The following is a 9,070-nucleotide window of genomic DNA, read 5'->3' on the forward strand; positions in this document are numbered from 1 at the left end:
GAGCCCCCCCCCCCCGACCCCGCCCGCCCCCAGCACCGGCCGGTCCTCGCGGAAGCGCGGGGCGGCGAAGAACCGGGTGCATCCCAGGTCCCCGGCTCGCGCTCGACGCCGGGGATGTCGGCGAGGTGCGGGAAGATCTCGCTCAGCAGCGTGGGCCCCTCGGAGGGCAGCAGACGCGTGCCCCCCGCCCCCTGCCCGTCACCGCCGATGGCCAGCAGGTAACGCGTGGTCTCGGTGTCGAACCGGTCGTGCCCCGAGGCGTCGATGGCCTGCAGCGCCCGGCAGCCGGCCTCCTCGCAGGCGGCGCGCCGCAGGGCGTGGTGCTGCGCGAGCGCATCCGCGAAGGCCCCACGATTCGTCCTGTCGATGACGTGGAGGCGGATCATGCGCTGACGTCCCTCGGTCCGGCTTCATAAGGCCAGAGGAGGAGGCGTCCCGGTATCCCCGAAAACCGGGAGGGCGGCGCCGGCGCGCGCAAATGGCACAGCCATTCCGCGGCCCGGCCAGGGATGGGGCGGGGACTTGGCCATGCAGGGGACTTGGCCGTGCGGGGGATTTGGCCGTGCGAAGGGCCTGGCCGTGCGAGGGGCTCGAGGACCGGCCGGCGGACCCGGCCGGGGGGCGACGGTCAGAGCACGATCTCGCGCAAGCGCAGGGCCTCGATCACCGTGTGGGTGGTGTTGCGGGTACCGATCTTGCTGCGGGCGTTGCGCAGGTAGGTCGAGACGGTCTCGACCGAGAGGCCGAGGAGGTCGGCGGTCTCCTCCCGTGTGCGCCCCTGCGCGGCGAAGGACAGGACGTCCCGCTCGCGGGCGCTGAGGAGCCGGCCGCCCGGCTTGCGGTGGCGGGCGGTGGTGCGCGCGGCCGCCGACCAGGCGTAGAGCCCGAGCAGGTGGATGGCCCGGCGCACCCGGGGCGTCATCTCGATCCGCTCGCCGGCGAGCGAGATCCCGCCCTGGAAGCCGTGGGCATCGTGGATCGGCACGCAATAGCCCGCGCCCATGCCGTGCTCGCGGGCCTCCTCCATCACCCGGCGGGCCTGGGGGGCGTGGTCCGGCTCGTGCGGCACCTCGTTCCAGGCGAAGGGTTCGGTGGTGCGGAAGCAGTGCCGCACCACCGGGTCGTGGCGGTAATGGCCGACCCGGTCGTAATGCGACAGCCACCCCTCCGGCCAGACGCTGAGCAGGAGGTTGGGACCGATCCGCTCGCCCGGCTGCGGCAGCCGGGTGATCGCGAAATAGGAAAAGCCGCAGCGGGCGACGAGATCGAAGATCGTCTTCTGCACGTCGAGCGGGTCCGACAGGCTGTCGAGGCCGTCGATCAGGTCGAATGATTGACGAATGAACGCGTCATCGGCGTCCGACATGACCCACCCCTGAACCCCACGCCCGCGCGCGAAGCGAACCCGTCCGTGCCGCGATGCCCACCGGCCGGAACCAGTATTAGAATCCTGCCAGCAAAGATCAATGCGGCCCACGATGCGGCCCACGATGCAGTCCATGTGGCCGCCGGCCCGGCGTTGCCTCAGAGCCCGTTCCGCACTATCGGGAGCGTCGAGAAGTCCTCCGCTGCCGAAGGTCTGGCCGATGAAAGCGCGCGTCACCGTCACCCTCAAGACCGGCGTCCTCGATCCGCAGGGCAAGGCGATCGAGGGGGCGCTGCGCTCGCTCGGGATCACCGGCATCGCCGGCGTGCGCCAGGGCAAGTTCTTCGAGGTCGAAGTCGAGGCCGCCGACGAGGCCGCGGCCGAGGCCACCGTGAAGGCGGCCTGCGACCGGCTGCTCGCCAACACCGTGGTCGAGAACTACCGCGTCGAGATCGCCCGATGAAGGCCGCCATCGTCGTCTTCCCGGGCTCGAACCGCGAGCGGGACGTCGCCCGGGCCCTGCGCCTTGCCGGCGCCGAGGTGGCCACCGTCTGGCACACCGAGACTACGCTCCCCGCCGGCACCGACCTCGCGGTCCTGCCCGGCGGCTTCTCCTACGGCGACTACCTGCGCTGCGGCGCCATCGCGGGCCGGGCGCATGCCATGGACGCGGTGCGGGCCCACGCCGCCCGCGGCGGCCTCGTGCTCGGCATCTGCAACGGCTTCCAGATCCTGTGCGAGTCCGGCCTGCTGCCGGGCGTGCTGATGCGCAACGTCAACCGCCGCTTCATCTGCCACCGGCAGACCCTGCGGGTCGAGCGCACCGACACCGCCTTCACCCGGGCCTATACCCAGCACCAGGTGATCGACGTCTGCGTCGCCCATGGCGAGGGCAACTACTTCGCCGAACCCGACACCCTGGCGCGGATCGAGGGCGAGGGCCGGGTGGCCTTCCGCTATTGCGACGAAGCCGGGCAGCTCACGGTGGAGGCCAACCGCAACGGCTCGCTCAACTCCATCGCGGGCATCTATTCCGAGAGCCGCAACGTGCTCGGCCTGATGCCGCACCCGGAGAACTTCGTGGAAGGCCTCGTCGGCGGCACCGACGGGCGCGGCCTGTTCGAGAGCCTGGCCAAGGCCGCTTGAGCGGGATCCCCGGACCGGATGACGAGAGGCGGGCCGAGAGGCCCGCCTTTTTCGTTCAGTGCCCTTCGAACTCGATCAGGGTGCGCACCGGCAGGTCGAGGGCGCGCAGGCGGTCGGCGCCGCCGAGCTCCGGAAGGTCGATGACGAAGCAGGCCGCCACCACCTCGGCACCGATCCGGCGCAGCAGCTCCACCGCCGCCGTGGCGGTGCCGCCGGTGGCGATCAGGTCGTCGACCAGGATCACCCGGTCGCCGGGCTTCACCGCGTCGGAGTGGATCTCCATCTCGTCGGTGCCGTATTCGAGGGCGTAGGCGATCGAGACGGTGGTGTGGGGCAGCTTGCCCTTCTTGCGGATCGGCACGAAGCCCGAGGAGAGCTGGTGGGCGATCGCGCCGCCGAGGATGAAGCCCCGCGCCTCGATGCCGGCGACCTGGTCGATCCGGCCGCCCGCGAAGGGATGCACCAGCTCGTCCACCGCGCGCCGGAAGGCGCGGGCGTCGCCGAGCAGGGTGGTGATGTCACGAAAGACGATGCCGGGCTTCGGGTAATCCGGGATCGAGCGGATCGCGTCCTTGAGGGCGGACAGGGTGCGCGGGTCCATGCGGAGGCCTTCTGTGCTTGAGAGTTCGGCGGGACGAGGGCCCGGACCGGTCGGGGACCGGTCCGGGCCGGACGCGGTCAGCCGCCGACCTTGCGCAGGATGGCGACGAGCTCGCGCTGCAGCACCTCGTTGCCGCAGGCGACCGAGCCGGCGGTCATCGGGTCGGCGCCGCCGTCGGCGCTGGTGGCGAAGCCCCCGGCCTCCCGCACCAGGAGCAGGCCCGCCGCCATGTCCCAGGTCTTGATGTCGCGCTCCCAGTAGAGGTCGGCCCGGCCGCAGGCGACTGCCGCGAGGTCGAGGGCGGCCGAGCCGGTCTGGCGCACGCCGCCGGTCACCGCCATCACGGCGGCCAGTTCCTTGAGCAGCCGCGGATGGCTGCCGCGGCCGAGATAGGGCGAGCCGTAGAGCGCCAGGCTGTCGGCGAGATCCTGCCGGCCGGCGACCCGCAGGCGCTTGTTGTTGAGGAAGGCGCCCTTGCCGCGCTCGGCGATGTAGAGCTCGTCCTTGATCGGCTCGTAGATCACCGAGGCGACGATCGTGCCCTCGCGCTCGAGGCCGACCGAGATGCAGAAATGCGGCACGCCGTGCAGGAAGTTGGTGGTGCCGTCGAGGGGATCGACGTGCCAGGTATGGGTCTTGTCCTGGCCCTCGATGACCCCGCTCTCCTCCATCACCAGGCCGTAGCCCGGCCGCGCCTTCATCAGCGCCTCGCGCAACGTCGCCTCGGCCTTGCGGTCGGCGGCGGTGACGAAGTCGCCCGGGCCCTTGCGCGAGACCTGCAGGTTCTCGATCTCGCCGAAGTCGCGCTTGAGCCCGCGCGCCGCCTTGCGCACGGCATCGACCATCACGGTCATCAGGGGGGAGACGATCATCGGGCGGCGGCTCCCGGATTGCGGGTCGGGGTCATGGGAAAGTCCTTCGAGGGCGGGCCGTTATGCCCGCGGAAGATGAACGCGACGAGAGGCGCACGCCCGCATCGGAGCGGGGCGCCTCGCTGACGACTGGCTCTAGAGCATCGACCCGAGACGAGGAAACCACTTTTCGGGTGACGCTGCTTTGCGCGGAGCTGCCGACGACGGAGCGTGGCCCGCGAATCCGGGCGATCACCGGGCCGTCGTCACGGCCCCGCCCGGTCCGCCGCCAGCCGCTCGGCCCGCGCCTTCTCCTCCGCGGTGAGCCCTGACACCGCCTGGGTCAGCCAGGCATCGGAGAGCCCCTGCGCCCGGGCGGCCATGTCCCAGGCCGCGGCCTCGACGAGGTTCTTCGGCACGCCGCGGCCGCTGGCATAGAGGCGGGCGACGCGGTTCTGCGCCACCGCGTTGCCCCGGAAGGCGGCGTGGCGGAAGTAGCGGGCGGCCCGGGCCTCGTCCTTCGGCACGCCCTCGCCGTTGAACAGCAGGATCGAGAACTCGACCTCGCCGGCGAGGTCGCCGTTGTCGGCGGCGCGGCGGAACCAGGCGGCGGCCTTGGTCGGGTCCTTCGCCACCCCGCGGCCCTGGAGGTAGAGCACGCCCAGCGCGTGCTGGGCCGGGGCCAGCTCCTGGTGGGCCGCCTGGCGCAACAGCTCGACGGACCGGGTCAGGTCGGCCGGCACGCCGGTGCCGAGCAGGATCAGGGCGAGATTGTAGCTCGCCGTGGCATCGGCCCGGGCAGCGGCCTTCTCCAGCAGGGCGCGGCCGGCGGCCGGATCCTTCGGCACGCCGCGGCCCTCGATCTGCATCATGCCGAGGGTCGCGGCGGCATGGGGATCGCCGAGATTGGCGGCCAGCCGGTACCATTCGGCGGCCCGCGCGGGATCCTGGCGCACGCCGAGCCCCTGGTTGTAGAGCTCCGCCAGCAGGGTCATGGCGGGAAAGTCGGTCTTGTTCTTCTCCAGCCGTTTCGTCGCCTCGCGGAATGCCGTGACGTAGAAGCCGCGCTGATAGGCGCCATAGGCGAGGTCGGCATTCGGGTCGTTCGAGGGCACGGGCGGCAGCGAGGCCGCGCCCGGCAGGGTCTGGTTGGACTTGAGGGTCTGGTCGGTCTTGGGCGAGCCCAAGGTGTTGGTCGTGCCGGGACTGGGCGCGGTGGCCCCGGACGTGGCGGGCTCGGCCGCGGCCGGGACCGATCGGGCCATGGCCGGCCCGGGAGCGAGGCTCAAGGTCCCGACCATCGTCAGCGTCGCGAGGCGAATCAGGATCAGGCCGCGGGGGACGATCACCCGGAGAGGACGGGGCATCCTCACCCCTCCCCGGCCGCGGGGCGGTTCCGGATCGCGGCCTGCGCCTCGGCCACCGCGGCCTCGCCCCCCTCCCCGGCCCAGAGCGCGGCATCGAGGCCGATGAACTCGGCCCCGGTCGCGACGAGGTCCGGCACGGCCGCGAGGTCGCGGGCGAGCGCGATGCACGGCGTCTCGAAGATCTCGACCCACCAGGCGAGCCGCGCCACGAGGTCGTCGAGAGCGATGTCGGGATCGTCACCGAACAGCAGGTAGTCGGCACCGGCCTCGCCGGCCTGCATCGCGGCGTGCTTGCTGCGGATGCCGCCGACGCCGAGGATGCGGCCGTCGCGCAGGCGTTCGCGCAGGGCGTGCAGCGGGCCCTTGGCCTCGTCCTCCTCCTCGTCGTCCTCGCCGGACCCCGCATCCGCTTGATCGCCCTCGGCGTCCGCCGCCTGGACGTGGACGCCGTCGGCGCCGCTGCGGGAGGCCACGGTGGCGAGGTCGATCCCCCCGCCGCCGGCGAGAACCAGGGCCGCGCCGGCCTCCTGCACCGCGGGCGCCACCGCCTTGACGGCATTCACCAGCGCGCGCTCGTCGCCGGGCGGCAGGCGCAGGATCACCGCGGCGACGTCGCCGGCCGCGACCGCGCGCGCCAGGCGGGGTCCGAGGTCCGGGCCGGCCTCGGGGGCGGTGAGGAGGATCAGGCGGGTCTGGGGATCGGCCATCGGAGTCTTCGAGCCTTCGGGCGAACGGGCGAGATCAGAAACGCGCGGGGCGGACGGCCCGTCGGCCGCCCGCCCTGCTGCATGGTCAATGGGGCGGCGGTGCGGCGCCAAAGCCTCCGCACCACCGCGCGGGGCCGTTACTCCGCGGCGGCCTTCGACGGCGCGAAGGACGGGTCGAGCTTGCCGGCGGCGTAGCGCTTGGCCATCTCCGACAGCGCGACCGGCCGGATCTTGCCGGCATGGCCCGCCGTGCCGAACTCCTCGAAGCGCTGCTTGCAGAGCTTCGTCATCGCGTCCATCGCCGGCTTCAGGTACTTGCGCGGGTCGAACTCGGCCTTGTTCTCCATCAGGATCTTGCGGATCTGGCCGGTCATCGCCATCCGGTTGTCGGTGTCGATGTTGATCTTGCGCACGCCGTGCTTGATGCCGCGCTGGATCTCCTCCACCGGCACGCCCCAGGTCGGCTTCATCTCGCCGCCATACTGGTTGATGATGTCCTGGAGGTCCTGCGGGACCGACGAGGAGCCGTGCATCACCAGGTGGGTGTTGGGCAGGCGGCGGTGGATCTCCTCGATCACGTTCATCGCCAGCACCGCGCCGTCGGGCTTGCGGGTGAACTTGTACGCGCCGTGCGAGGTGCCCATGGCGACGGCGAGGGCGTCGACCTTGGTGGCGGCGACGAACTTCTCCGCCTCGGCCGGGTCGGTCAGGAGCTGGTCGTGCGACAGGGTGCCTTCGGCGCCGTGGCCGTCCTCGGCCTCGCCCTGGCCGCTCTCGAGCGAGCCGAGCACGCCGAGTTCGCCCTCGACCGAGCAGCCGGCCCAATGCGCCATCTCGGTCACCTTGCGGGTGATCTCGACGTTGTAGTTGTAGTCCGCCGGGGTCTTGCCGTCGGCCTTGAGCGACCCGTCCATCATCACCGAGGTGAAGCCGTACTGGATCGCGGTGGCGCAGGTCGCCTCGTTGTTCCCGTGATCCAGGTGCATGCAGACCGGGATGTGGGGATAGATCTCGACGAGGCCGTCGATCAGCTTGGCCAGCACGACGTCGTTGGCATAGGCGCGGGCGCCGCGGCTGGCCTGCAGGATCACCGGCGAGTCGGTGGCGTCGGCCGCCGCCATGATGGCGAGGCCCTGCTCCATGTTGTTGATGTTGAAGGCCGGCACCCCGTAGCCGTGCTCGGCGGCGTGGTCGAGGAGCTGCCTGAGCGTGATGCGCGCCATGGTGTAATCCTCCGAGACTGTCAGTGTTGCTGGATTATAGCGGATAGGCCGGCCGGCGTCCTACGCCAGCCGGCCTGAACGGAACCCTCAAGCTTTTTGGCGCAGAGCGTCGACGCCCGGCAGGGGCTTGCCCTCGAGCCATTCGAGGAAGGCGCCGCCGGCGGTCGAGATGTAGGTGAAGTCCCCGGACACGCCGGCATGGTTGAGCGCCGCCACCGTGTCGCCGCCGCCCGCCACCGAGACGAGCTTGCCGGCCTTGGTCCGCGCCGCCGCATGGCGGGCCGCCGCCACCGTGCCCTGGTCGAAGGGGGCGATCTCGAAGGCGCCGACGGGGCCGTTCCACACCAGGGTCTTGGCGTCGTCGATCGCCGCCGCGATCCGGTCCACCGACAGGCTGCCGATGTCGAGGATCATGCCGGTGGCGGGAATCGCGTCCACCCCGTAGGTGTGGTGGGGCGCCCCGGCCTTGAACTCCTCCGCCACCACGCCGTCCACCGGCAGGATGATGGCGCAGTTGTTCTCCCGCGCCGCCTCGATGATCGCCTGGGCGGTGCCCGCGAGGTCGCGCTCGCAGAGCGACTTGCCGACGCCGAGGCCCGCGGCGTGCAGGAAGGTGTTGGCCATGCCGCCGCCGATCACCAGGGCATCGACCTTGGCGACGAGGTTCTTGAGCAGGTCGATCTTGGTCGAGACCTTGGAGCCGCCGACGATCGCCACGACCGGCCGGGCCGGGGCTTCGAGGCCCTTGGTGAGCGCGTCCAGTTCGGCCTGCATCAGTCGGCCCGCATAGGCCGGCAGCACGTGGGCGAGGCCCTCCGTCGAGGCATGCGCCCGGTGGGCGGCGGAGAAGGCCTCGTTGACGTAGACGTCGCCGTTCTCGGCCAGCGCCTTGACGAAGGCGGGGTCGTTCTTCTCCTCGCCGGCGTGGAAGCGGGTGTTCTCCAGCATCAGGACGTCGCCGTCCTTGAGGCCCGCGACGGCGGAAGCGGCCGTCCCGCCGATGCAATCCTCCGCGAAGGCGACCGGACGGCCGAGTTCCTTCGCGGTGGCCTCGGCGATCGGGCGCAGGGATTCGGCGGGGACCGGCTTGCCCTTCGGACGGCCGAAATGGGCGAGCAGGATCACCTTGGCGCCGGCCTCGACGAGCTCGTGGAGGGTCGGCAGCACGCGCTTGATCCGCGTGGAATCGGTGACGCGGCCCTGGTCCATCGGCACGTTGAAGTCGACGCGGACGAGGACGCGCTTGCCCTTCAGGTCGCCGGCATCGTCGAGGGTACGGAAACGGGTCATCGGCGGGGGCACCTTCAAGCGGGAACGAAGTGGGAGGACGGACGCGGTCAGCGCAGCGGGATCAGGCCCTGCAGGTTGAGGCGCTGGGCCACCAGGGTCAGCGCCACCGTCAGCACGGCGGTGATCACGGCGGTGAGCAGCAGGGCGCCCATGCCGGGCAGGCCGCGGGTGCGCTCCGAGAGCGCCCGGACCTCGCCGCGCAGGGCCGCGAGGTCGGCCTGGCGGGCAGCCTCGTTCATCCGGGCGCCGGCCGCCTCGACCCGGTCCTCGACGCGGGCCAGCAGCGCCTCGGAGCGGGCGTACTTGTCCTCGATCCGGGAGGCCTTGTCCTCGATGCGGGCGAGCTGGTCGGCGACCTGGGTCGGCAGCGCGACGGTGGTCCGGGCGGCCGCGCCGGGCTGGGCCTGCGGAGCGGCGGGAGCCGGCGGGACCTGATTCGGGGAAGCCTGGGGGGAAATCTGGCTCGACGAGACCTGCGCCGGAACGGCGGGGGTCGAGGAGGTCTGCGGCGCCGGGGGC

11 protein-coding genes are annotated in these 9,070 nt (G+C 71.9%); 2 read left to right on the forward strand and 9 right to left on the reverse strand.

From position 1 onward, the window contains the following. Both VQ03_RS05710 and VQ03_RS05715 read right to left on the reverse strand, forming a co-directional pair. On the reverse strand, positions 1–386 hold a 386-nt coding region (locus VQ03_RS05710), incomplete at its 3' end, for an acyl-homoserine-lactone synthase (RefSeq protein WP_280948442.1). A 242-nt stretch (positions 387–628) separates the two neighbouring features. After that, positions 629–1,366 carry a helix-turn-helix transcriptional regulator gene (locus tag VQ03_RS05715; protein WP_048449909.1) on the reverse strand — a complete coding sequence of 246 codons (738 nt, stop codon included), beginning with the start codon at positions 1,364–1,366 and terminating at the stop codon, positions 629–631. Positions 1,367–1,586: 220 nt separating this feature from the next. Between VQ03_RS05715 and purS the strand changes: the two genes are divergently transcribed. Both purS and purQ read left to right on the forward strand, forming a co-directional pair. Then, positions 1,587–1,829, forward strand: coding sequence for a phosphoribosylformylglycinamidine synthase subunit PurS (gene purS, locus VQ03_RS05720; protein ID WP_048449910.1), 243 nt, complete (start codon positions 1,587–1,589; stop codon positions 1,827–1,829). Beyond that, on the forward strand, positions 1,826–2,512 hold the full coding sequence (gene purQ, locus VQ03_RS05725) for a phosphoribosylformylglycinamidine synthase subunit PurQ (RefSeq protein ID WP_048449911.1): 687 nt from the start codon (positions 1,826–1,828) through the stop codon (positions 2,510–2,512). The genes purS and purQ overlap by 4 nt, the downstream gene beginning before the upstream one ends. Before the next feature lie 55 nt (positions 2,513–2,567). On the opposite strand, the gene VQ03_RS05730 is transcribed toward purQ, so the two are convergent. The 7 genes from VQ03_RS05730 to VQ03_RS05760 form a co-directional block, all read right to left on the reverse strand. Then, positions 2,568–3,113, reverse strand: coding sequence for an adenine phosphoribosyltransferase (locus VQ03_RS05730; protein WP_048431909.1), 546 nt, complete (start codon positions 3,111–3,113; stop codon positions 2,568–2,570). 77 nt (positions 3,114–3,190) lie between these two features. Continuing rightward, entirely contained in the window at positions 3,191–3,985 is a 795-nt protein-coding gene (locus tag VQ03_RS05735) for an inositol monophosphatase family protein (RefSeq protein WP_048449912.1), read from the reverse strand. A 245-nt stretch (positions 3,986–4,230) separates the two neighbouring features. Continuing rightward, positions 4,231–5,331: a tetratricopeptide repeat protein gene (locus VQ03_RS05740; RefSeq protein WP_245291980.1), complete on the reverse strand. Its 1,101-nt coding sequence runs from the start codon at positions 5,329–5,331 to the stop codon at positions 4,231–4,233. Positions 5,332–5,333: 2 nt separating this feature from the next. Continuing rightward, the gene (locus tag VQ03_RS05745; protein WP_048449913.1) at positions 5,334–6,038 is read right to left on the reverse strand and encodes a thiamine phosphate synthase; all 705 of its coding nucleotides are present in this window, start codon (positions 6,036–6,038) and stop codon (positions 5,334–5,336) included. Positions 6,039–6,175: 137 nt separating this feature from the next. Then, positions 6,176–7,261 (reverse strand): class II fructose-bisphosphate aldolase, encoded by a 1,086-nt coding sequence (fba, locus tag VQ03_RS05750; protein ID WP_048449914.1) that lies wholly within the window; start codon positions 7,259–7,261, stop codon positions 6,176–6,178. 87 nt (positions 7,262–7,348) lie between these two features. Next, entirely contained in the window at positions 7,349–8,551 is a 1,203-nt protein-coding gene (locus VQ03_RS05755) for a phosphoglycerate kinase (protein WP_048449915.1), read from the reverse strand. A 47-nt stretch (positions 8,552–8,598) separates the two neighbouring features. Then, positions 8,599–9,070, reverse strand: a 472-nt coding sequence (locus tag VQ03_RS05760) for a hypothetical protein (protein ID WP_425350035.1), incomplete at its 5' end; no start/stop codon positions are given.

The sequence above is a fragment of the Methylobacterium tarhaniae genome (genome assembly GCF_001043955.1).
Classification (GTDB): domain Bacteria; phylum Pseudomonadota; class Alphaproteobacteria; order Rhizobiales; family Beijerinckiaceae; genus Methylobacterium; species Methylobacterium tarhaniae.